Source organism: Candidatus Nanopelagicales bacterium, from assembly GCA_041393815.1.
Taxonomy (GTDB): Bacteria; Actinomycetota; Actinomycetes; order S36-B12; family JAWKJK01; genus JAWKJK01.
The window spans coordinates 52,587-75,758 of sequence record JAWKJK010000006.1; the positions used below are offsets into that span (position 1 = coordinate 52,587).

At 73.0% G+C, this 23,172-nt stretch carries 19 protein-coding genes and 1 tRNA gene; 8 read left to right on the plus strand and 12 right to left on the minus strand.

The annotated features are described in order from the left end of the window. Positions 1-8: 8 nt before the first annotated feature. Positions 9-1,283, minus strand: coding sequence for a hypothetical protein (locus tag R2737_15600; protein ID MEZ5117685.1), 1,275 nt, complete (start codon positions 1,281-1,283; stop codon positions 9-11). A gap of 226 nt (positions 1,284-1,509) precedes the next feature. Continuing rightward, positions 1,510-3,606, minus strand: coding sequence for a hypothetical protein (locus R2737_15605; protein MEZ5117686.1), 2,097 nt, complete (start codon positions 3,604-3,606; stop codon positions 1,510-1,512). A gap of 440 nt (positions 3,607-4,046) precedes the next feature. Between R2737_15605 and R2737_15610 the strand changes: the two genes are divergently transcribed. Next, positions 4,047-6,602, plus strand: coding sequence for a choice-of-anchor Q domain-containing protein (locus tag R2737_15610; GenBank protein ID MEZ5117687.1), 2,556 nt, complete (start codon positions 4,047-4,049; stop codon positions 6,600-6,602). 90 nt (positions 6,603-6,692) lie between these two features. Here the strand turns inward: R2737_15610 and R2737_15615 are convergent. The 6 genes from R2737_15615 to R2737_15640 all read right to left on the minus strand — a co-directional run bounded on the left by R2737_15615 (position 6,693) and on the right by R2737_15640 (position 11,388). Then, a tRNA-Lys gene (locus R2737_15615) sits at positions 6,693-6,765 on the minus strand. 94 nt (positions 6,766-6,859) lie between these two features. Next, positions 6,860-7,006, minus strand: coding sequence for a hypothetical protein (locus R2737_15620; GenBank protein ID MEZ5117688.1), 147 nt, complete (start codon positions 7,004-7,006; stop codon positions 6,860-6,862). Between the two features lie 91 nt (positions 7,007-7,097). Next, positions 7,098-7,970: a biotin-dependent carboxyltransferase family protein gene (locus tag R2737_15625; protein ID MEZ5117689.1), complete on the minus strand. Its 873-nt coding sequence runs from the start codon at positions 7,968-7,970 to the stop codon at positions 7,098-7,100. Beyond that, complete coding sequence (locus tag R2737_15630) at positions 7,967-8,593, minus strand: allophanate hydrolase subunit 1 (protein MEZ5117690.1); 627 nt, start codon at positions 8,591-8,593, stop codon at positions 7,967-7,969. The genes R2737_15625 and R2737_15630 overlap by 4 nt, the downstream gene beginning before the upstream one ends. Beyond that, complete coding sequence (locus tag R2737_15635; GenBank protein MEZ5117691.1) at positions 8,590-9,369, minus strand: 5-oxoprolinase subunit PxpA; 780 nt, start codon at positions 9,367-9,369, stop codon at positions 8,590-8,592. The genes R2737_15630 and R2737_15635 overlap by 4 nt, the downstream gene beginning before the upstream one ends. A gap of 66 nt (positions 9,370-9,435) precedes the next feature. Continuing rightward, positions 9,436-11,388 carry a fibronectin type III domain-containing protein gene (locus R2737_15640; protein ID MEZ5117692.1) on the minus strand — a complete coding sequence of 651 codons (1,953 nt, stop codon included), beginning with the start codon at positions 11,386-11,388 and terminating at the stop codon, positions 9,436-9,438. Between the two features lie 199 nt (positions 11,389-11,587). Between R2737_15640 and R2737_15645 the strand changes: the two genes are divergently transcribed. After that, the gene (locus tag R2737_15645; protein MEZ5117693.1) at positions 11,588-12,325 is read left to right on the plus strand and encodes a hypothetical protein; all 738 of its coding nucleotides are present in this window, start codon (positions 11,588-11,590) and stop codon (positions 12,323-12,325) included. Between the two features lie 22 nt (positions 12,326-12,347). Here the strand turns inward: R2737_15645 and R2737_15650 are convergent, their stop codons facing one another. Beyond that, on the minus strand, positions 12,348-12,914 hold the full coding sequence (locus tag R2737_15650) for a LemA family protein (protein ID MEZ5117694.1): 567 nt from the start codon (positions 12,912-12,914) through the stop codon (positions 12,348-12,350). A gap of 39 nt (positions 12,915-12,953) precedes the next feature. Further along, positions 12,954-14,762 (minus strand): DUF2207 domain-containing protein, encoded by a 1,809-nt coding sequence (locus R2737_15655; GenBank protein ID MEZ5117695.1) that lies wholly within the window; start codon positions 14,760-14,762, stop codon positions 12,954-12,956. A gap of 116 nt (positions 14,763-14,878) precedes the next feature. Here R2737_15655 and R2737_15660 point away from each other — a divergent pair, with 116 nt between their 5' ends. Genes R2737_15660 through R2737_15685 form a run of 6 tightly spaced genes read left to right on the plus strand, consistent with a single transcriptional unit; the run spans position 14,879 to position 20,834 of the window. Beyond that, the gene (locus tag R2737_15660) at positions 14,879-16,963 is read left to right on the plus strand and encodes an alpha/beta-hydrolase family protein (protein ID MEZ5117696.1); all 2,085 of its coding nucleotides are present in this window, start codon (positions 14,879-14,881) and stop codon (positions 16,961-16,963) included. Positions 16,964-17,016: 53 nt separating this feature from the next. Next, positions 17,017-17,589 carry an RNA polymerase sigma factor gene (locus R2737_15665; GenBank protein MEZ5117697.1) on the plus strand — a complete coding sequence of 191 codons (573 nt, stop codon included), beginning with the start codon at positions 17,017-17,019 and terminating at the stop codon, positions 17,587-17,589. Beyond that, complete coding sequence (locus tag R2737_15670; protein ID MEZ5117698.1) at positions 17,586-18,410, plus strand: hypothetical protein; 825 nt, start codon at positions 17,586-17,588, stop codon at positions 18,408-18,410. The genes R2737_15665 and R2737_15670 overlap by 4 nt, the downstream gene beginning before the upstream one ends. Continuing rightward, positions 18,407-19,285, plus strand: a complete 879-nt coding sequence (locus R2737_15675; GenBank protein ID MEZ5117699.1) for an ATP-binding cassette domain-containing protein — start codon at positions 18,407-18,409, stop codon at positions 19,283-19,285. Before R2737_15670 ends, R2737_15675 begins: the two co-directional genes overlap by 4 nt. After that, the gene (locus tag R2737_15680; protein ID MEZ5117700.1) at positions 19,282-20,226 is read left to right on the plus strand and encodes a hypothetical protein; all 945 of its coding nucleotides are present in this window, start codon (positions 19,282-19,284) and stop codon (positions 20,224-20,226) included. The genes R2737_15675 and R2737_15680 overlap by 4 nt, the downstream gene beginning before the upstream one ends. Continuing rightward, the gene (locus R2737_15685) at positions 20,226-20,834 is read left to right on the plus strand and encodes a hypothetical protein (GenBank protein MEZ5117701.1); all 609 of its coding nucleotides are present in this window, start codon (positions 20,226-20,228) and stop codon (positions 20,832-20,834) included. The genes R2737_15680 and R2737_15685 overlap by 1 nt, the downstream gene beginning before the upstream one ends. Positions 20,835-20,864: 30 nt before the next feature. Here R2737_15685 and R2737_15690 read toward each other — a convergent pair whose 3' ends face one another. Together R2737_15690 and R2737_15695 are read right to left on the minus strand one after the other, a co-directional pair. Further along, entirely contained in the window at positions 20,865-21,932 is a 1,068-nt protein-coding gene (locus tag R2737_15690) for a prepilin-type N-terminal cleavage/methylation domain-containing protein (GenBank protein MEZ5117702.1), read from the minus strand. A gap of 147 nt (positions 21,933-22,079) precedes the next feature. Continuing rightward, the gene (locus R2737_15695) at positions 22,080-23,159 is read right to left on the minus strand and encodes a B12-binding domain-containing protein (GenBank protein ID MEZ5117703.1); all 1,080 of its coding nucleotides are present in this window, start codon (positions 23,157-23,159) and stop codon (positions 22,080-22,082) included. Positions 23,160-23,172: the final 13 nt, after the last annotated feature.

Consider the following 23,172-nt stretch of genomic DNA (forward strand, 5'->3'; position numbering starts at 1 on the left):
CGGTGGGGTCAGGCGTAGCGCTTCTGGACCAGGACCTGGGAGGTGATCGGCGGTCGGCGGCGCTGCAGCCCGAGCAGGATGCGCGTGCTCGTCAGCGGGGTCACCCGCGACAACCCGGCCACCCGGATCGACCCGGCCGTGCCGAAGGCGGCGTCCACCGCCCCCGTCGACTGCCGCAGCCGGGTCACCGTGTCCCCGTGGGCCAGGTACATGCGGTCGGCGGACCCGATGGACAGGGTCGCGAAGCTGCCGATGCCGGTCAGCTCCGCGCGCCCTGCGGTCCCGAAGCCGGGGTCGAACGTGCCGGAGGGGGTGAGGCGCGCGAGGAAGTCCGTGCCCGGGGCGCCGCCGGATCCCTGCTGCCAGCAGACGAGGTAGACGACGCCGGCCCGCGTGACGGTGATGTCCTCCACGGAGACGACCGCGTCGACCGCGGAGTAGTCGGCGTACCCGTCGACACCGAAGGCCCCATCGGGTCGGCCATCGGGCGAGAAGGCGATGACCCCGCCGGAGTCGTAGCTCATGGCCGCCGGCACGAAGACCCGTCCGTCCCGGGACGTCGCCATGGCGCCACAGCTGGCCTCGAACGACGTCGTCGTCGCATGCGTGTAGACGGCCACCCCGGGGACGCCGCTCGCGCCGTAGGTGGCCTCGATGCGCCCGTCGGCGCCGAACCCGACGAGGTACACCTCGCGGGCCCCGCCGATGCAGACGCGGGCACGTCCGTCCGGGAGCACGGCCATCTTCACCGAGCCACCGGCGCCGCTGTTGAGCGGACCGCTGCCCGGCAGGCTGGACAGCAGCGCGGAGTCGATCACCGCGGAGTACGACCGGTCCCTGCGCCCGGTCTCGGTGACGCGGTAGATGCGGGCGCCGAGAAAGTCCCCGGTGTCGCCGGTGCCGACGAACAGGTAGGTCCGCGCCCGGTCGTCGCTGGCGACGGCGCCCAGGCCGGTACCGGGACCGGGAGAGCTGGACAGGACCTTCAGCAGGCGCGGCTTCCCGCCGTTGAAGGCGGTGTTGACCTTGCCGTTCGCGCGGTAGGCCCGCACGGTGATGACACCCTCGCTGGACTCGACCTCGGTCGGGTGCGACCCGGCCGTGACGACCCGGAAGCCGGTCCCGGGTCCGCGGAGCAGTCCGCCGAGGCGCTCGCCCCACTCCTGGTAGACCCCGGCGGTCAGGGGAACGACCAGCGTGCCCCGGCTCGCGAAGGTCCGGTCCAGCGTGCCCGGGGTGCCCGCGCCCGACGCGGGCGCGGAGAGGAGGGGGACCGTGAGCACCGCCGCCGCGAGGACTCCGATCGCCTTCCACCCTGCCGACTTCGTCCCTGCCGAACGCCGTGGCCTCGGCATCGCCGCTCACCCCCGGGAGTCGTTGCGCCGTCGCCTTCGACGCTAGGGCGATCCGGGCGCGCCGGGCAGGGTCCTGCGTCCCGCCCGCGGGGGAGACTCAGCGCAGCGGGGAAGACTCAGCGCAGCGGGGAAGACTCAGCGCAGCGGGGGTGACTCAGCGCAGGTCGCGCAGCCAGTGCGCCCCCGCGCGGCCGAGGCCACGGACACTCTCCCAGCGGGCCCCGGCGAGCACGAGCAGACCGCCGGCCACCGCGAACGACACCCACTGCGGGAGGAACCTCCCGAGGTCGACCAGCTGCACCGCCGTCACCGCGACCAGCATCAGTGCCGCCGGGATGACGACCCCGGCCCAGCGGCGCCAGGCGCCGAGCACCACCAGGGCGGCGCCGACGACGAACAGCGCCGCAACCCGCACCTGGTAGGCGGTCGACACGGACCCGCCGTCGAGCGTCCACCGGGTCAGGGCGTCCTGGACCACGGCGATCGTCGTGGGGGCCAGGGCCAGTGCCAGGGCCGGGCCGACCACCGCCAGCGACGGCGTGCGGGCCGGACGGCGCAGCCACCAGAACAGCCCGCCGGACACCCCGGCGAGCACCCCCAGGGCCGCCCCCGCGATCTCCGGAGCCCAGGGGGTCTCGAGGTCGGCCAGCTGTCCCAGCGGCACCAGGGCGCCGACGAGCAGCCCGCCGGCCAGCCACACGCTCCACGCGGGGAGTGGGCGTCGCAGTGCCTCGCCCCACCCGGCCAGGCCCAGCAGTGTCAGCGCGATGACCGTCGCCCACAGGGCGGCGTCCGAAGTCGTCCCCTCCTGGCCGGGGACGGTGGCCATCAACCAGGCGAGCAGCCCGGCACCGGTGGCCACCAGAGCGGCAAGCCCGCTGGCCCGACTCGACTCACGGGTCAGCTCGGCCAGCACCACGAGGACGGCGGACAGGGCGACCCCTGCGACCGCTCCGTTCCCTACCGCCGCGTCGATGGCCCAGGGGGCGGCCGCGAGGCCGACCGCCGTCCCGAGCGCGGCCGCGGCGACCAGGCTGAGCCAGGGGCGCAGGCCCGGGGGCGTGTGGGTGCGGGCCCACCACGCGACGCCGGCGACCGCGGCCAGCGCGAGCGCGGACCACGGACGGCTGCTCGGTTGGGCCACACCCGAGCCGAAGGCGACCAGGGCGGCGACGGTGACCTGCACCGCCGCGGCGAGGGCCGGCTCGGGCCGGTGCTCCGGCAGCAGCCGGACCAGCAGCGCCGAGAGGGCGGCGAGCGCCAGCAGGACGGCCGAACCGACGAGCGGCCGGACCGCGTCCCCGACCGAGGCCTCGCCCGCGACGAAGACGGCAGCGGCGCCGGAGCCGACCAGCAGCGACAGCGCGGCCAGTGCCGGCCAGGTCACCACGGGGTAGCGAGCGTGCAGCAGCAGCAGCCCGACACCGCCCAGGAGCAGGACCGCCGCGACCCACCACGCCCACGGCTCGGCCAGCGGCACTGCGGCGTCGGCCGGGGCGGACGCGAGCAGCCCCAGCGCGAGGGCCGCCCCGGTGAGGGCGGCGACCTCTCCCACGCCGCGCATCCGGGTGCGCAGCCACCCGCCGACCGCGGCCAGCAGGACCGCCGCAGCGAGGCTGGCCGCCAGGGACAGGGTCGGTCCCAGGGGGTCCGCGCCCAGGACCCGCGTGGCCACGCAGCCGACGGCGACGAGGAGCGCCCCGACGACGCCCAGCGTCGTGGCCGTTCCCGGGAGCCGCCGGTGCAGCCGCAGCCCCGCGAGCAGGGCCACCGCGCCGATGGCGTACAGCAGGCTCAGCTGACCGATCGGGCCGAGCAGGTCCCAGGCGACGGCCGCGAAGGCGATCCCGGCCAGCACCAGCAGCACGGCACCGCCGACGAGCAGCAGCGTCCCTACGCCCAGGGGCGGCGTGGGCGTCGCGGCGACGGTGGCGGGGGGCGCGCTCGGGGCCCCGGGCCGCATGGGCGTGACTGTCGGCACCGGCGTGACGGTCGGCATCGCGATGGCCCGCACCGACCAGTCGTCGGGGAGATCGTCGGAGGCGAGGCGGTCGCGCAGCCAGTTCGCCCGCGCCCGGGCCCAGTCCGCCCACGCTGTCAGGCCGCCCAGCTCGTCCAGCGCCGCGACGGGCATGGTCAGGGAGCACGACGGACAGGTGACCGTCCCGGCCGGGGACGGGGAGGGCAGCGAGGCCCCGCAGCGCGCACACGTCAGCCCGGCGGCTGCCGGGCCCACACGCATCTCCGTCATACGTCCAGCGTGATCGCCCCGCGGGTCCGGGGGTCAGGGCCAAAGGCTTCCGAAACGACTCAGCGCCCCCACCTCGAAGGGCGGGAGCGCCGGTCAGGCCGTCGATCAGAACGGGTGCGCCGCCAGGGACTCGAACCCCGAACCCGCGGATGAGGAGTCCGCTGCTGCCTCGTCTGCAGTTGTCCGTCGGTGTCCATGTTCTCAAGCGGGACAGTGACAGTGACTTCTTCGTGTCCATGGTCGTCCGTGGCCGACCGCCACGATGGATGCCGGAATGGATGCCGCTGCGCGACCCATGCAGAGCGCGTGTCGGCAGCCATCCCCGCGGGTCACCGACGTGATGGACAGGTAGCGGTGGCCGGGCTAGATTCCGCGAGCCTCCTTTCGGCGAGGTGCCCCCACGGCGCGTGGGGCCGCTGCGGGGGACGAGGGGACGGGGCATGCCGTCGATGGTGGCTGGGCCGGGCTGGGGTGTCGGCGTCCGTCGGGTGGTGGCGGCCGTGTCCGCTGTCGGGCTGGCTGCTGGGCTGATGGTGGGGACCGCGGGTGCCGCGTCCGCGGCCACGTTCACGGTGACCAACCTGAATGACTCGGGAGCGGGCTCGCTGCGGCAGGCGATACTCGACGCGAACGGTTCTCCTGGTGCCGACATCATCACGTTCGCAGTGACGGGCACGATCACCTTGAGCAGCGGTGAGTTGTGGGTGCAGCCCGGGGGGCTCACGATCCAGGGTCCGGGAGCGGGCCAGTTGATCATCGATGGGAACAACGCCACCAGGGTGCTGCTCATCGATGCTGGGAGCACGTCGGCTCTTGCCGGGGTCACCATCAGACGCGGCAGCACATCGGCCGAGTTCACCCAAGTGGGCGGTGGCATCTTGAACCTGGGCACGTTGTCGGTGACCGACTCCGTGATCTCCGGCAACTCCGCCGGCGTTGGCGGAGGCATGGCCAACACCGGCACGGCGACGGTGACCGACTCCGTGATCTCGGGAAATCTCGCGTCCAGTGGCGGAGGCATCAACAACGCCGGCACGGCGACGGTGGTCAACTCCGTGATCTCCGGAAACACCGCCGGCGTTGGCGGAGGCATGGCCAACACCGGCACGGCGACGGTGACCGACTCCACGATCTCCGCGAACAGCGCAACCAACGCCGGTGGCATCGACAACACCGACACGCTGTCGGTGACCGACTCCACGATCTCCGGGAATACAGCTGCTCTCGCGGCCGGTGGCATCTGGAACAGAGACCCGGCCAGCACGGCGACGGTGACCGACTCCACGATCTCCGGGAACACCGCCGACAGTGGCGGAGGCATGACCAACACCGGAACGGCGACGGTGACCGACTCCACGATCTCCGGGAACTCGGCCACCACCGCAGGCGGCGGCGTCTTCAATACCGGAACGGCGACGGTGACAGCCTCCACGATCTCCGGGAACTCGGCCACCACCGCAGGCGGCGGCGCCTACAACATCGGCACGGCGATTGTGCGTGGCTCGATCGTCGCGAACAGCGTGGGTGCGGATTGCTCCGGACCAGTGCTCTGGCTCGGGGTGAACCTGGTCGAGGACGGTTCGTGTTTGCCACCGCCGGGAACGTTGACCGGTGATCCAGATCTGTTTGGCTTGGACGACTACGGGGGGCCGACGAAGACTCTGCTGCCGAAGCCGGGCAGTCCTGTCGTTGACGCCGGTGGTCCGACCTGTGCGACGGCGGCGGATCAGCGGGGTGAGCCGCGTCCGCAGGGGATGGGCTGTGACCTGGGATCGGTGGAAACCCAGCCGGGCCCGTTGGCGTTCACCAGCGGGGCCTTCGGAGCCACCACGGTCGGGACAGCGGCACCGCTGTCGGTGACGGTGACCAACCCGGACACCGCCGAGACCAAATCGGTGCCGTCGACCATCACCGCTACCGGTTCGGGCGTGACCGTGACCGGGGGAACCTGCTCGGTGGGCACCCCGATCCCCGTGGCCGGGGCGTGCACGGTGCTCTTGGCCTGGTCCCCGACCTCCGCTGGGGCCCTGTCCGGGGCTGCCTTGACCATCGGCTACCCGGTCGGGAACAGCGACACCCTCCCGTTGACCGGCACCGCGACCGCTGTCATCCCACCTGTTGCGCTGACCGTGCCGGGCCCACCCACAGGAGTGACCGCCGCGCCGGGTGACGGCAAGGCCACGGTGTCGTGGACCGCGCCTGGATCCAACGGCGGGTCGGCGATCACCGGGTACGTGGTCCAGCAGTCCGTCGACGCCGGCACCACCTGGACCGCCGCGGCCGGCTCCCCCGCCGCAGCGACCGCGACCTCGCTGACCGTGACCGGGCTGACCAACGGCATCAACGTGTCCTTCCGCGTCGCGGCGACCAACGCCGTCGGCCAAGGCCCCTGGTCCGCCCCTTCGGTCCCTGTGACTCCGGCCTCGGGCGCGGGACCGACGCCTCCGCCCGGCACGGCCACGGTGACGGTCACCTCACCGGCGGCGAGTGGGTCGCAGATCTCCAGCAACGGCTACTTCGGGGTCTCCGCCACCAGCACCGGCATCCCCGCCGGCACCACCGCCTACGTCACCCTCAACGGATCCGCCAAGGCCTCCACCACCGTGCAAGCCGGCGGCGCCATCCGCTTCGACGGCACCCCCATCGGCGGCAACCAGTGGATCCCCGCCGAGACCGGTACCTACGCCGTACGCATCGGCGGCGGCGGCGGCAGCCCCGTGCTGGCCACCTCCAGCACCTTCACCCTGGTGATCATCCCGTTCGGGCTCAACGGACGGAACGGCAACCGGTACACCGTGCTGCCGGGCAACTTCTCCCCCGGCACCACCGTGTACCTGACCCGCAACTCCGCCACCGTGGCCTCGGGCAAGGTCCAGACCAAGGAACAACCCTTCACCATCACCGGCCCCACCACACCAGGCACCTACCAGATCTGGGTCGCCTCCAACCAAGGCCGCGTCTACGGCGACCACGCCGGAGTCATCACCATCCGTTAGACCAGGTCAGCGCCAGGACGCGCGTCCCCCAGCCCACTCATGCGAACGGCCCCTGGCTGCGTCGTCGCAGGTCAGGGGCCGTATCACGGGTGCGCCGCCAGGGACTCGAACCCCGAACCCGCGGATTAAGAGTCCGCTGCTCTGCCAGTTGAGCTAGCGGCGCGTGGCGCAGAATCTAGCACCCGGTCGGTGGGACCGGGAAATCGCGCAGACGACTACACAGAGCGACCGAACCGCGTCGGCGTTGAGGTGCGGGCTCAGTGCACCCGCATCCTCCGCTGCCGCTCGGACTCGAGGATCTCCTCCGAGCGCGGGCCGGTCGGGTCAGCCAGATCCATGAGGAGCGTCAGCGGGATTCCGCTGCGCAGCAACCTCATGACGTCTACCCCCGAGTTCTGCGCCATTCTGGTCACCTCCGCGGTCACACCCCTCTTGTCGGTCCCGCGCAGGCCCGGTTGGTGGGCCGAAAGGGTGATTCTCGCCACGGGGCTGTGGTCAGCGCTGCGTGACCACGAGGCGGACCCGGTCACCCGACCGGAGCTGGGCGCAGCGGTCCTGGTCGGCCTCGCGCAGCACGGCTACCACCGGGTAGCCGCCGGTCGTCGGGTGGTCCGGCCCCATGATCACCGGGGTCCCGTCCGGGGGCACCTGCAGCGCGCCGCGGACCAGCGGTTCCGACGGCAGCTCCCCGGTGACGACCCGCTCCAGGGCGGGCCCCGTCAGCCGGATGCCGACGCGGTCCGATCGGGTGGACACCTCGTACGTGGCGGCGCCGAGCAGAGCCCGCGCCCCGTCGGTGAACCAGTCCCAGCGCGGCCCGGGGAGGGCCGCGAGCGGGACCGGCTCGCCGTACGCGGGGACCGGGACGTGGTCCACCGCCGGGACCGGGCCGACCGCGGCGCCGACCGGCAGGCGGCCGCCGGCCGTCAGCGGCTCCGGTCCGAGGCCGGCCAGGGTGTCCCGGCTGCGCGACCCCAGCACCGGCGGGACGGACAGCCCGCCGCGCACGGCGACGTACGCCCGCAGCCCGGACGCGGCCGGGCCCAGGACGAGGACCTGACCGGGCGCGACGGTGAGCGGGGTGCCCCGGTCCACGGCCCGGTCGTCGACGGTGAGCGCTCCGCGGCACCCGGTCACCGCGACCGTCACCGGGGCGTCCACCGCCCGGACAGCGAGACCGCCGAGCAGGCACTCCAGCCCGGCGGCACCCTCAGGGTTGCCGACCAGCCGGTTGGCCAGCCGCAGCGCGGCCCGGTCGTACGCCCCGGACGCGGTCACGGCCAGCCTCCCCAGGCCCGGCCGGCCCAGGTCCTGCACCGTGGTCAGCGGTCCGGCCGAGACCACCTCCAGCGCCGCGCGCGCGGTCACCCGTCGTCCCGGGGCACGAACCGCACCCTCGTCCCCGGCTCCAGGACCGCGGGGCGCCGTCGCCGCTCGTCGAACAGGGCCACCGTCGTGGTGCCCAGCAGCCGCCAGCCCCCCGGGGACTCGCGCGGGTAGACCGCGGCGTACGTCGACGCGATCGCCACGGCGCCGCGGGGCACCCGGGTGCGCGGGGTGGGCAGCCTCGGTACGTGCAGCGCCGGGTCGAGTCCGGTCAGGTACGCGAACCCGGGCGCGAAGCCGCAGAAGGCCACCTCGTACTCGACGGCGGTGTGCGCTTGCACCACCTCGGTCGGCGTGAGCCGGGAGAGCCGGGCCACCTCGGTGAGGTCCGGGCCGTCGTAGGCCACCTCGATCTCGACCAGGTGGCGCACGGCCTGCGCGCGGGGTAGCGGTCTCAACCCGGCCAGCGCACCCGCGACCGCGTCCACCGAGGCCCGGCGTCGGTCGACGCGGACCAGGACGGTACGCGCGCCCGGGACCGACTCCACGACCCCGGCCAGCAGCCCCGACCCGACGGCGTCCTCGAGCGCGCGGACCAGGTCATGGACGTCCTCGTCGGTCTCCAGCAGCACCGCGGACTCGCCGTACGGGAGCACCCGGGTCATGGCCGCCGCGCAGGGGGAGGGGCGAACGCCTCCAGGGCGACACCGGCAGCGGTCAGGGCGGTATGGATCGCCCGGGCCAGGTCGACGGCCCCCGGGGTGTCCCCGTGCAGGCACACGCTGCGGGCGTCCACGCGCACGTCGGCGCCGTCGACCGTGCGGACGGCGCGCTCGGAGGTGAGCCGCAGCACCCGCAGGACCACTTCGTGCCGATCGGTGACGACGGAGGCGTGGTGGGTGCGCGGCAGCAGTCGGCCCTCGCGGGTGTAGGCGCGGTCGGCGAAGGCCTCGCCCACCGCGTGCATGCCGCGCTCCCGGGCGGCGGCCGCGAGCGCCGAGCCGGGCAGGGTCAGGAGGGGCAGCCGCTCGTCGTACGCGGCCACGGAGGCGACCACGGCGGCGGCGACCCGGTGCTCGGTGGCGGCGGCGTGGTAGAGCGCTCCGTGCGGCTTCACGTACGTGACCGCCGTGCCGGCGGCGCGGGCGTGCTCGTCGAGGGCGGCGAGCTGGTCGGTCAGCTGCGCGATCAGCGTCGCCGCCGAGACGTCGACGTGGCGCCGACCGAATCCCTCGCGGTCGACGTACGAGACCTGGGCGCCGACCGCGACACCGGACTCGGCGGCGGCGACGCAGACCCGACGCATCGACACGGCGTCGCCGGCGTGGCCGCCGCACGCGACGTTGGCACTGGTGACCACGGTCAGCAGCGCGGCATCCACCTCGGCGCCGAGGGATCCCTCGAGCTCGCCGAGGTCGGCGTTGAGGTCCCACACGGCCACGGTCCGACCGTACCCCGCGTGGGGACGGCCGGACCGTGGCCGATCAGCTCGCCGGCTGCGCTGTTGTCAGGGGATGGTGATGACGCCGGCGTGGTCGCCGTAGACGCGGCCTTGGTTGGAGGCGACCCAGATCTGGTAGGTGCCTGGTGTGGTGGGGCCGGTGATGGTGAAGGGCTGTTCCTTGGTCTGGACCTTTCCGGAGGCGACGGTGGCGGAGTTGCGGGTCAGGTACACGGTGGTGCCGGGGGAGAAGTTGCCCGGCAGCACGGTGTACTTGTTGCCGCTGCGGCCGTTGAGGCCGAACGGGATGATCACCAGGGTGAAGGTGCTGGAGGTCGCCAGCACGGGGCTGCTGCCGCCGCCGATGCGCACGGCGTAGGTGCCGGTCTCGGCGGGGATCCACTGGTTGCCGCCGATGGCTGTGCCGTCGAAGCGGATGGCGCCGCTGGCTTGCACGGTGGTGGAGGCCTTGGCGGATCCGTTGAGGGTGACGTAGGCGGTGGTGCCGGCGGGGATGCCGGTGCTGACCGCGGAGACCCCGAAGTAGCCGTTGCTGGAGATCTGCGACCCGCTGGCCGCCGGTGAGGTGACGGTCACGGTGGCGCCGGCGCCGGGGGTGACCGGGACCGAGGGGGTGGAGTACGGGCCCTGCCCGACGGCGTTGGTCGCCGCGACGCGGAAGGACACGTTGATGCCGTTGGTCAGGCCGGTGACCTCCAGGGAGGTCGCGGTCGGACCGGCGGGGGAGCCGGCCGCGGGGGTCCAGGTGGTGCCGGCGTCGACGGACTGCTGGACCACGTACCCGGTGATCGCCGACCCGCCGTCGGATCCAGGCGCGGTCCACGACACGGTGGCCTTGCCGTCACCCGGCGCGGCGGTCACCCCCGTCGGCGCACCGGGCACCGACGCGGGGATCGAGCAGGTGAAGCCGGCCGGGACCGTGTCGTAGTACTGGATCACACCGTCCGCCCACTGGTCCCAGCCGTAGGCGATCGGGTGGTACCAGGTCGACACCTCGTAGCCGGAGGTGAAGGGCTTGACGAACCAGGCGTTGCTGTTGTCGGCCCCGGAATTCGCGTTGAGTTCGTGGCCTGCGAAGACCTCCCGTGCCACGTCGCTGTAGTACGTACGGGGGGTGCACCAACCGCCGTTCATCGCTGCGATGACCTGACGCTGAACTTCGCTGCCAGCGTCCCCGAGTTGCCTCACTGCGGCGTTCGCGTTGTAGGTGCCAAGCATGAGCGGCACGTTTGGGGCCAAGTACGGGTAGCCCTCGTAGATCAGGACGGCGTCCGGGCGCATCCTGGCCCGCACCGCCCGAAGCGTGTCCAGAACCGCGGTCTTCAACGCGGGGAGCTTGCTCTGTGCGGCGTTCACCGCGTTCTCGCAGTTAGTTGCGCTTTGGAAGACGAAGCACCACTCCACGATTGTGCTGAAGCCGATGTCGTTGCCGCCGATCGTCAGCAGGACCACATCGGCGGTGGTGTCCACAGCGTCGATCTGCGGCTCCATGTAGGGGCTGCACAGGATGGTCCCGGTGGCTTCCCGGGTGGTGGAGTTGAAGTCGAACGACTGCGCGCTGTAGCTGTATCTCTCGTCGGGCAGGCTCGGCGTCGGGCAGACGTCGTTCTGCTCCGCGAGGGCGACATAGTCCGCCTCGGTGAAGGTGCCGGAACCCGGGATGGTCTGGTTGAAGGGCACCTGCGGCTTGGTGATGTCCACTCCGGACAGCACATACGTGCCGGTGATGTTGGCGGTCACCGCCCCGCTGCAGGCCCGGTTCACGTAGGTCGCGCCCTGGGACGCGGCGAACTGGCCGCCCCAGTTCATCGGGCTGCGGAAGCAGTCGTTGTTCGCCGGGACGTAGTCCTGGGTGCCGTTGCCCGCGGAGTAGGAGTCGCCGAGTTGGACCACCTTCTGCACCGGCGGCCCGGCGGCGGCCGGTCCGGCGCTGGCAACGACGGCGGGCGCACTGACCGCGACCAGGAGGGTGGCGAGCAGGGCCATGCGTGTTCTCACGGGAGAGACTCCGAGGGGATGCAGGATTTTGTCGACCCCCGCCACCCCGCCGTGGAGGAGCAACCGCCGGGCGCCGCCCCACCCGGTCGATGAGGCGCGCCGAACGTAACACGCCCCCGCCGCGTGGGCCGGGGAGCGCCTCGCGGGTGAACGATGGTGACCGGGCCGCCGCAGAGCAGACAGAAGGGGACGTGCACCGATGGAGCTGACCCGGGTGCGTCGGGATGCGCGCGACTGGCCGCAGGACCAGCTCGAGGCCCTGTTCCGTGACGGCTTCCCCCCGTTCATCGTCGCGGATGTCGACGCCGAGCGGATGCTGCCGGAGATCGGGGAGTCCTTCGCCGACCTTGACGTCTTCCTGCTCGACGGCGACGGGGTCGTCGTTGCCGGCGGGTGGGGAGTCGCGCTGGGGTGGGACGAGAGCGTCGAGGACCTGCCGACCGGCTACACCGACAGCCTGCGCCGGGCGCTGCGCGACCGCGCGGACGGGCGCGCACCCGACACCTTCGTGCTGTGCGCCGGCATCGTGCGCCCGGACCGGCACGGACGCGGACTCGCGGCCGACCTGGTCACCTCGTTGTGCGACCTGGCGGAGGAGCGGGGCCTGGCCCAGGTGATCGCGCCCGTGCGCCCCACCCTCAAGCCGCGCTACCCGCTTACGCCGATCGACGAGTACGTCACCTGGACCCGGGAGGACGGGTCACCGCTGGACCCCTGGCTCCGCACCCACCTGCGGATCGGGGGCCGGATCCTCGCCACCGCACCACGTTCGCAGGTCATGACCGGGACCGTCGCTCAGTGGGAGGGGTGGTGCTCGATGGCGTTTCCCGCCAGCGGCGACTACGTGATCCCCGACGGCCTGAGCGTGCTCACGGTCGACCGTGACCAGGACCTCGGCACGTACGTGGAGCCCAACGTCTGGGTGCGGCACCGCTGACGCGGTCGGCCCTCTGGACGACCTACGAGAACGACACCTGCGGGGGTTGCTCGTTGCCGAACGGGGCCTCGTAGAAGTCCCGCTTGGACACGTTGGCCATGCCGGCGAAGAACATCCACGGAATGGTCGATACCAGCGTGTTCAGCGTGGCTGCGGCGTCGTTGTAGTACTGCCGGGCGAACGCGAGCTGGTTCTCGGTGTCGGTGAGCTGGTTCTGCAGGCCGACGAAGGACGCCGACGCCTTGAGGTCGGGATAGTTCTCCGCCACCGCCATCACGTTGACCAGGGCCTTGTCCAGCCGGGCCTCCGCCGCCGCCTTCTGCTCGACCGTCCCCGACTTCGCCGCCTGCGTCACGCCGGTGCGCGCCGCGGTGACCTCCTCGAACACCGACTTCTCGTGCGAGGCGTAGCCCTTCACCGTCTCGACCAGGTTGGGGACCAGGTCGGCGCGGCGGGTCAGCTGCACGTCGATGCCGCCCAGCGCCTCGTCCGCGCGGACGTCCGCCTTGCGCAGCCGGTTGAAGCCGACCACGAAGAAGACCACCGCTGCCACGACCAGCAGCAGGATCACGAGCAGAACCACCGTCATGCCGGTCCGCCTCCCGTTCCAGGTGCACTCATCGCCGGCTCACCACGAGCCGCCGCCACCGCCGCCGCCACCGCCACCGAAGCTCCCGCCGCCACCACCGCCGCTGCTCGACGACTGGGACGCCTGGTAGGTGCTGATGGACGCGGACAGCGTGCTGTCGAAACTGTCGAACCCCCCGCCGGAACTGTAGGGGCTGTATCCCATCGCGTAGGGGTACCAGTACGGGATGGGCGGCTCCTGGCCGGTCGCCATCCGGTACTTCTCCGCCCACCGGTCGGCGACGCCGTACGCGACCGCATAGGGCACGTACGCGATGAAGAGGTCCTGGCGCGCCGCGAAGTCGAACCGGTCCTCCGCGGAGTCGGTGGACAGCAGCCGGCGGAATCCGCCGGCGCGCGACCACAGGTCGCGACCGGTGCGGGTGCGGCGGCGGCCGACGCCGGGTCGCAGCAGGCCGAGTCCCACGATGGCGAACACGGCGAACGGCAGGCCCCACATCGACGGGCCGAGCCAGGTGAGGAAGCCCAGGACGGCCAGCGGCAGGCTGGCCAGCCAGGCCACCCGGCCCCACGTCTCGAACGGCGCCGAGGCCACGAAGCCGGAGCGGCGGCCCCAGTCCCGGGCCGACGCCGCGATCGCGGACTGCGCCTCCGACAGCGTCTCTCCCGAGGACTTGGTCCGGTCGGCCAGGAACCACCCGCCCGGGGTCGTCACACCCAGCTTCGCGCCCAGGGTCTGGCTGACGTCGTCGAAGACGGACCACTGGTCCGGCGTCGTGAGCCCGCGGATCAGCCAGGACTGGTCCGGTCGGTGCTCCAGCGTCACCAGCCGCCGGTCGGCCAGGTACAGCAGGGAGGCGGTCAGCGCGTGGTCGCCGGTGTCCTCGGTGTCGATGTAGACCGTCTCGACCGGTCCCAGGCCCGGCGGCGGCGCGTACTGGACGGGGAAGCCGGGCGGCTCCTCCCGGGTCGACCGGACCCAGACCAGTGCCAGGGCACCGGACACCAGGCACAGCAGCAGCACGAACAGGGCGGCCGGCACCGAGCGACCGAGCACCCCGTCCCACAGGACCGACCACGGCAGCTCCACCCGTGGCGGCGTGGCGATCGGGAGGCTGACCCGGGTCGTCATCCCGCTGTTCGCGGGCAGGGAGTTGGCGCGCAGCGTCACCTCGCGGGTGCCGGCGCCGGTGATCTCGCAGGGCCGCTGCGCGACCCGGGTTCCGTCGCTGGTGCCGCCCGCCGTGCACTGCACCACGCCGGAGTCCGCGGGCAGCTGGATCCGGATGCGCGCCTGCTCGATGCGCATCTGCCAGCCCTGTGCCACGACGTTCCAGAAGAACACGCTGCCGGGCGCGACGACGTTCGTCCCGTCGCTGGACACGAACTGCCCGGTGCCCGCGGTCGGCGGCGACAGCGCACCGTCGACGGTGTAGGTGATCCGGTAGACGTGCGATCCCGGGCTGACGTAGACGTCCGGGTCACCGATCTTCGCCACGAAGTAGCGGTCCCCGTAGTCCCAGTAGGTCTCGTACGGGACCGAGCGGCCGTCCATGGTGATGCTGACGAGGTTCGGGATGTAGCGGGCGTGCGGGTCGGCGGGGTCCACCACGTCCCAGAAGCGGAAGATGCCGTGCCGCAGCGCGGGGAACTGGGCGGTGATGTCCTCGGTGGCCGTGAGCCGGCCGTCGGCGGCCACGACGTACTGCGCGTCGTACGTGGTGATCACGACCGGGTCGTAGACGGCGCCCTGGTCGACCCCGGCCGACAACTGGTGGAGGACTGGCCACAGCAGGCCGGCCGCCGCGGCCAGCAGCAGCACGATGCGCATGAGCACGCGCCCGAACAACCGCCCCACCTCCCGGAGATCACCCTAGGGCGCCGCGGCGGGAACGTGGCCGAGCCGAAGGGATGATGTTGCGCGCCCCGCGCGCGACGCGTGGGGCGAGTGGCGAGACTGGCTTCGTGACGGACACGACCAGCCCTGCCCTGTCCAGCGGCGCCCACCGGCGCCTGGCCCGCTTCGTGGCGCGTGAGCGTGGTCTGGACGTCTCCGCCCGCGCCGGCCTGCTCCTGGGTGCTGCGGGCGTGGGCCTGTCCTACCAACGCAACCTGCTGTCCCGGAACAGCGTGGACCAGGCCGTCATCAGCGGGGTCGCGGCGGCCTCCTGGTACTCCTGGGGCGTCTCGGCGCACTCTCTGCTGCGGTCGGCCGCCGACCGGCTGCCCGCGGCCCGCGGGTCGACCGCCGGCCGCGTCGTCACCGGGCTGGTGGTCGACGGCATCACCCTGGCGGCCGGGGTCGCGCTCGTTCGGGCGCTCCCGCCGCGCGAGCACGAGTCCCCCCGGCGCGCGCTGCTGCGTCTGGCGGCGACCGGCAAGGCGGGGGCAGCGGCGGCCGGCATCGGCGCCGGCCTGCTGGAGCCTTGGCGCGGTCGCCCCGGTTCGTCGCTGGCGAACCTCGGTGCGGCGGCGGCCGTGGGCGCCGCGGCCTACGCGCTGACCCGGCCGCGGCAGCAGGTCGCGGGTGCCGACTCCCAGGACGGCGCGTCGATGGAGGACACCCAGCGGGCCGTCTCCCCGGCGCAGGCGGCGGGCCTCGGACTGGCCGTTACCGGTGGCCTGCTGGGGCTGGCGCACGTGGAGACCCGGCTGACGACGACGATCGCGCGCGGTGCCGCGTTCGTCCTCGGTGGCGAGGTGGGCGACCACCGCGCGCTCGGGCGACTCGGGTCCGCCGCGGTCACGGGAGCGGTGGCGTGGGCCGCGGTGTCCGCGGTGGTCACGAAGCTCAACTCGGCCGGCAACCAGACGGAGGCGGCGCACGCCGAGGCCCCCGACCTGCCGGAGGTCACCGGCTCGCCTCAGTCGCACATCCCGTGGGCCGCGCAGTCACGGGAGGGTCGCCGCTGGCTGAGCATGGTCCTGCGCGCGGACCACATCGAGCGCGTCATGGGCGAGCCGGCCAAGCAGCCCATCCGCGTGTACGCCGCGATGTCCTCGGCGCCGACGGAGGAGGAGCGCGCACAGCTGCTGCTGCGGGAGATCGACCGGACGAAGGCATTGGAGCGCAAGGTCTTCGCACTCTTCTCGCCGACAGGCTCGGGATACGTCAACTACGTGGCGGACGAGACGTTGGAGTACCTCACCCGCGGCGACTGTGCCTCGGCCGCGATCGAGTACTCCGTCCTGCCCTCCTCCCTCTCGCTGACGTCCGTGCACCTCGGCACCCGGCAGACCCGGATGGTCGTCGACGGGATCGTGTCCCGGCTGATGGCGATGCCGGCAGAGCGGCGCCCGCAGTTCGTGCTCTTCGGCGAGAGCCTGGGCTCGCAGGTGAGCGAGGAGATGTTCGCGGGTACGGGGATGCTCGGCCCGGAGGGCGCCGGCCTGGACGCCGCGGTGTGGATCGGGACGCCCGCAGCCACGGTGTGGCGCCAGCAGCTGTGGGGGGACCGCACAGTGGCGGACGTGCCGGACGTCGGCCCCGGCACGGCGTACCTGCCGAGGGCGATCCGGGACTGGCACGGGCTCGCGCCCGACGAGAGAGCCGGCGTGCGATTCCTGCTGCTGCAGAACGGCGACGACCCGGTGCCGAAGTTCCACGCCCCGCTGCTGTGGCGCCCGCCGGACTGGCTCGGGCCGGACGACCGTCGGCCGCCGGGCGCCCCGCGTGGGACCCGCTGGCTGCCGGTGGTCACCTTCTTCGCCACGTTCGTCGACCTGCTCAACGCGCTCACCCCGACGCCCGGGGTCTTCGTGGAGGGCGGGCACGACTACCGGGTCGAGATCCCCGAGGCGCTGCGTACGGTCTGGCGGCTGGACTGCAGCGACGAGCAGATGGCGCGGGTGCAGCAGGCGCTGCGCGAGCGCGAGCTCGGCTGGGAGACCTACCGGCAGTGGGCGGAGGCGGAGGCCAAGTCCGGCGACGACCGGGCGAAGGCGGAGGCCAAGGTCGAGGCCGAGGTCGGCACCTGGACCGGCGGCGACGGGCCGGTCGACGCCGCCGCGGTCGAGGAGGTCATCCGGGACGACACCCAGCCGGGGTGAACGAATCGCGCTCGATGTGATCCGCGGACGCCCTTGTTTGCGACAGTCAGGGCATGGGCGGGACCCCGACGCACGATCCGACGGATGCCGAGCTGCTCCGCCGGGTGGCCGCCGCGGACGAGTCGGCCCTGGAGGTCCTGGTCCAGCGGCACGCCGCATGGCTGACCCTCCGCCTGCGTCACCGGATGGGCGACCCGGACGTCGTGCAGGAGGTGCTGCAGGACACGTTCGTCGCGGTCTGGCGGTCGGCCGGGAGCTGGCGCGGCGACGGTGAGGTGGCCGCCTGGATCTGGGGGATCGCGATCCGTCGCCTGGTGTCGCTCCTGCGCGGCCGGCGCGAGTCGGCCGTGCCGGCCTCGGACGCCGCCCTCGACGGGGCGTTGTCCCCGGTCGAGAGCGCCGAGGACCAGGTCCTCGTCGCCGTCGAGCACGGCGACCTCGGTACGGCCCTGAACCGCCTGTCACCCGAGCTGCGACAGGTCGTCCAGGCCACCCTGATCGACGGCCTCAGCACGCGGGAGGCCGGCCAGCTGCTCGGGATCCCCCAGGGCACGGTCAAAGGGCGGCTGCGCGCAGCCAAGTCGACTCTGCGTGCGGGACTCACCCCGGTCCGGAGGTACACATGAGCGCGACCACGTGGCACGTCGGCCCCGGCCTGGTCGAGCGGTACGCGGAGGGGACGCTTGACGCGGCTGCGTCGGCTTCGGTCGAGACCCACCTGACCGCCTGCGGCACCTGCCGGGCGGATGTCGCCCGGCTGGCCCCGGCTCCGGACCTGGCCCTGCTGTGGGCCGGGGTCCGGGAGGAGATCGCGAGGCCGCATCCGCCGTGGCTGGTCCGGCAGCTGCGGCGCGTCGGGCTGCCCGACGCCGACGCCGTGGTCCTCAGCGCGTCCCGGTCATTGCGACTGCCGTGGGCGCTGTCGGTGCTGGCGGCCTTCGTCTCCACCGTCGTGCTGGCGGCTCTGAGCGACCGCCGCGCCGACCTGCTCTACCTGGCACTGGCGCCCCTCCTGCCGGCGATCGGGGTCGCTGCCGCCTACGACAGCACCGACCCGATCCGGGAGATCGCGGAGACCACTCCCGCGTCGAAACTGAGGCTGCTGCTCCTTCGTACGCTCGTGGTGGTCACCTGCAGCGTTCCGCCCGTCCTGGTCCTGGGACTGGTGGTGCCTGAGCTCAGCGCGGTGGCGTTCGCGTGGCTGTTGCCCTCCCTCTCCCTGACGCTGGTCGCGCTGGTGCTTCTGAGGTGGTGGCCGGCGTGGGTGACGAGCACCGGAGTGTTCTCCGCCTGGGCGCTGACCGTCCTCGTCGTCGGCGGTCGTGAGAGTGCGAGTCGGCTGGCGGCCCTCCCCCTGCAGGCCGCCTGCGCCGTCGTCGCGATCGGTGCCGTGGCGATCCTGGTCGCACGGTTCGCCCCCTCGGAGCCCGGCGGAGGCACGTCGTGAGCGCGCCGACGGCCGTCGTGACCGACGTGACGAAGTCCTACGGTTCGAGGCAGGCGCTGCAGCCGACGTCGCTGCGGCTGGAGCCCGGAGTCGTGGGACTGCTGGGCCCGAACGGCGCCGGCAAGAGCACCCTCGTCCGCCTGCTGGCCTCGGCGATGCCCCCCACGTCGGGGCGGATCGTCGTGGACGGGCACGAGGTGACCGGGTCCATCGCCGAACGCACCGCCGCTCGCCGGGTCATCGGCTACCTGCCGCAAGAGGTGAGGTTCCCGCGCGGCATGACCGCCTTCGCCTTCGTCGACTACATCGCCGTGCTCAAGGAGTGGGCGGAAGGCACTGCTCGCCACCGTGAGGTGGACCGGGTGCTCGACCTCGTGGGGCTCGGCGACCGCCGCACCTGGCCGATCCGGAAGCTGTCGGGAGGTCAGCGGCGGCGGCTCGCCCTCGCGCAGGCACTGGTCGGCGACCCGAGGCTGATCGTGCTCGACGAGCCCACCACCGGTCTCGACCCGCAACAGCGAGCGTCGCTGCGCGACGTCCTCTCCGGGCTGGCGCAGCGGGGGACGGTCTTCCTCGCCACGCACCAGACAGAGGACGTCGCCGCCCTCTGTGACCGGGTGATCCTGCTCGTCGACGGATGCGTGCTGTTCGACGGTCGGGTGGCCGAGTTCGTCGCGACCGCGGAGGGGCACGTGTGGGTCGGTGCGTCGGCAGCGCCGGACAGCCATGCGTCCTGGCGCACCGGCACCGGATCCGTGCGGTCCGTCGGCGGTCGGCCGGGCGCGGACGCCGCCCCCGTCCCCGCCACCGTCGAGGACGCCTACCTGCTCATGACGGGACCGTCACGCACCCCGAGGGAAGGAGCAGCCCGATGAGCGCCGACGCCACCCGTCTGCCCGTCGTACCCGCCTCGTCCGCGGCGCCCGCCTCCGCCGTCGGCCGGCTCGCCGTCACCGAGGCGGGTCGCTACGCCCGGCACCCCCTGCTCCTCATCGGCGTCGTCCTCACCGCCGTCCTGTCGGCACAGTGGCGGGACGCCACCGGCGAGCTGGACTCCGGGCTCACCTACGTCCTCGCCCCCGCCCTGTTCATCGGCGTCTTCGGCATCGTGGTGATGTACCGACTCACCCGAAGCTCCGACCGCCTGGCCGAGGCGTCCGGTTCTCCGGCACTCGGGATGCGGGCGCGCACCGCGGCGTTGGCATGGGCCGTGCTCGTGCCGTTCAGCGCCGGACTGCTCTGGTTCGTCTGGGCCGCCTGGAGGTACAGCACCACCGTGACCCCGCCGAACGGGCTTCCGTTCGGAGGCGTCGGCGGCTCGTGGTCGTACGCCTGGCTGTTCTCGCTGGGAGCGGTCAGCTGCGCCGGGGGGCCGATCATCGGCCTCGACCTGGCCCGGTGGTTCCCCCGCCGGGGCATCGCCGTCGTCACCGGGGTCCTGCTCGTCATCGCGTCGATGGCGCTGAACGTCCTGATGCAGCCAGGAGTCCTCGAGGGCCTGCGCTACGTCCGGGTCTTCTGGCCGTTCACGTGGTTCGGCGGCCAGTTCGGGATCGAGGGCGACGAGAACCGTACGGTGATCCTGACCGGATCGCCGGAGTGGTACGTCGCCTACCTCGTCTCGCTGTGCGCCCTCGGCATCCTGGTCGCCCTCTACCGAGACCGTGAGCGGCCGCGCGAGCGTCTCCGGGTCGGCATCGTCGTCACCACGATCGCCGCGGTCGTTCTCGGCGTGATCACCATGACGTCGGGTGTGCAGGAGACGATGGTCAACCCGATCCCGAGCACGGGGGCAGCCGCGTCACCGGGCGAGTGATGCTCGCGCATGCACGCGTCGCTGTCCCGTGGGCGCTGGTGCTGGTCTGCTCGGTCATGATCGTCGTCATGCTGGCCCTCCTCGGCCGCTGGCCCGGGCAGACGTGGGCGCTGGGGGGCGTCGCGGTGGGTGCCCTGGCCGGTGCGGTCGCCTGGTGCCTGGACGAGCCGCTGGCGGAGATCGTCGGCGCGGCGGCACGGCACCTGCGCTGGCGACTGGCGTCCCAGGGGCTCGGTGTCGCCGTCCTCGCGATGGTGTGGGTTGCCGCCGTGATGGTGCTCGGCGGCGATCTGTTCGGGCGACGATCCGATCTTGTGCTTCAGGGCCTGGCGGCGATGGTCGCCGTCGGCGGCATGACTGCCTGGCTGCGCTCGCGGGGGAGTGGGCATCCCGGCCGCGTCCTGGCGCCGTACGTCGTGCTCATCTCGGCTGGGCTGGCGATCACGCGACCCCTTGCCCGGCAGCTGCCGCTCTTCCCGTTGCCGTACGAGGGGCCGTGGGCGGCCAGCCGGGTCCTGTGGGTGCTCCTGGCCGGCATCGGCGTGGGCGCTCTGCTACTGGCGGTCACCGACGCCCGCTGGAGGCGTCGTCCGGTCTCTCCACGCTGAGGCGTGGTCCCGCGTGGGGCGAACGCGCGGTCAGGACGTCGCGGTGACGGACAGACCGGAGACGGTGGCTCCGCCGGTGCCCCAGGTCCGGGCGCCGTACTGGGTGCCCTGCGGCCCGTCCGCGGGCAGGTCGACGCGCATGACCTCCTGGCCGTTGACCGTGCCGACGAACTGGTTCCCGATGACGGTGACCTGCAGGTTGTTGGCCGCGTAGGGGTCGAGTCCCGCAGGCACCTCGATGCGGCCGAGCGGGCGGTAGTACTCCGACCCGTTGGTCCACTGGCGCAGCAGGATCGACGGGCGGCCGTTGGTCAGGTAGCCGGGGTCGATCTGGAAGACGTAGCCGGTCAGCCCGTTGCTGCCCTGGGAGCCGCGGAAGACGAGCCCCGCCCCGGGCGCGCCCGCCGACGGGGTCACGGTGCCACTGAGCACGAGGTCGCTCAGCGCCAGCCCGCCGGGAGTGGACAGCAGCACACCTGCCTCGGGCAGCCGCACCGTCCCGTCGCTCCAGACCACCGGCCTTCCGGTCCGGTTGTTGTACGGGTTCAGCAGCGCCGCGGCGAAGTCGGCCGCGCTCAGCGTCACCCGGACGGGCCCTGCCGGCCCTGCCTCGCCGGCGGCGCCGACGTCGGTGCCGGGGACGGGCGTGCAGGCACCGTCGGTGGTGGCGGCGATGCCGCTGAGCCCGTGGATGCTGGAGGCGACGACGCGCAGGCACGAGCCGTCGTCCGCGAGGACCGATCCGACCCAGGTGACCTCGTCACCCGCCTCGAGCACCGACGCGACGTGGTGATCGTCCGTCGAGACGGCGCTGGGCCCCTCGGCCACTCGGACGGGCTCCCCGTTGACCGACCAGCGCTCGGCCTCCTGCGCCACCGCCGCCGAGACGTCGTCCGCCGGACGATCGGCCACGATCGAGGTGAAGGCCTCCATCCCCAGCGCACGCATCAGCGACTCCGAGGCCGCCGTACTGGCGGCGAACCGTTGGTGCAGGAACACCGGGATCGCGATCGCCGCCAGGATCCCGACGATGATGATCACCACCAGGAGTTCCACGAGGCTGAAGCCTGAGTCGTCCTGGCGGTTCCTGCGGGACATCGTGATCACCGTCTCCCGACGCCGTGTCCTGCGCCCGCAGGGCACGCCTTCCCATCGGCGGACCGGGCTGCGGAGCGCAGGGCCCAAGGTCCCGCCTCCCGCGGCACCGAGCTACGGGCCCGGTCCGGTGGCGGCTGCGCAGCAGCGTCAGGACCGGGGGAGGGGCTCGTCGCTGCAGGCCGCTCGGCCGGCCTCGGCCATGGCGCGGCCACGGCCCACCTCGGTGGGCAGTTGGTGCAGCAGGAGCTCGTACGCGCTCGGGACGAAGGCCAGCGGGAGGCCTCGGGCGCCGAGCACGCGCTCGCACCAGCCGGTGAACTCGAGGACCACGGTGTCGTCGTCCACCAGGACAGCGGCGGTCACCGTGCGCAGGGTGGCCCGAAGATCCTCGCGGGTCGCTCTCAGCGCCGCGTCCCTCGCCATGACCTGCGGCCAGGCGGCCACCGCCTCGGCCACGGCCCGCTCCACCATCGACTCCCCGAAGCGCTCCAGGAAGCGGACCTCGGCGGTGCGGTCCTCGTCCCTCGGGGTGTCCCGAGACGGTGCGGGTGGTTCCCGGAGCGAGCGCATGACCAGGTCGGCCCCGTGCGAGAAGGTCGGTGCCCACTGGTCGGCTCCGACCGGGGTGGCCCAGCGTCCGTGCGGCCCGAAACCGCGCCCTCCGACGACCACGGTGGTCCCGATGCGCCGCAGGGTGGTGATGGCGTGCCAGGCACCGACGAGGGACTGGGACAGGGAGCAGGAGACCGCGACGACCGGAGGGGGGTCGGGACCCAGGTAGGCCGTCAGCTCGTGCGCCGGAAGCGACGGCCCGACGAACTCGACGTCGATCCCGCGCAGCCGCAGGACGTCGGCCATCATCCGGCCGGGCAGGGAGTGCCACTCGCCCTCGCTGCACAGGACCGTGGCCCGTCCGCGCGCCCCCTCCGGGACGGCTCCCGGTAGCGTCCGCGCAGCCGCGACGGTCGCCTCCAACGCGGACTCGGTGATGGCCGTGGCCCGATGCTCCAGGGCGATGCTCCAGCGGCCCTGCTCCCAGCCCCGGCCGACCTGGGACTGGGCCCGGGCCAGCAGGTGGGTGACCACGTCCTCAGCGGTTGCGCCGAGGTCGAGGAGCTCGAGCGCGACGTCGACGGCCGCGCGTCGGTCGCCGCCGCGGATCGCGTCGAGGTACCGACCGAGGTGGTAGTCGTCCTCGTCGGCGGGGGCCGCCCAGGCGTCGGCCATGGGGCTTCCTGGC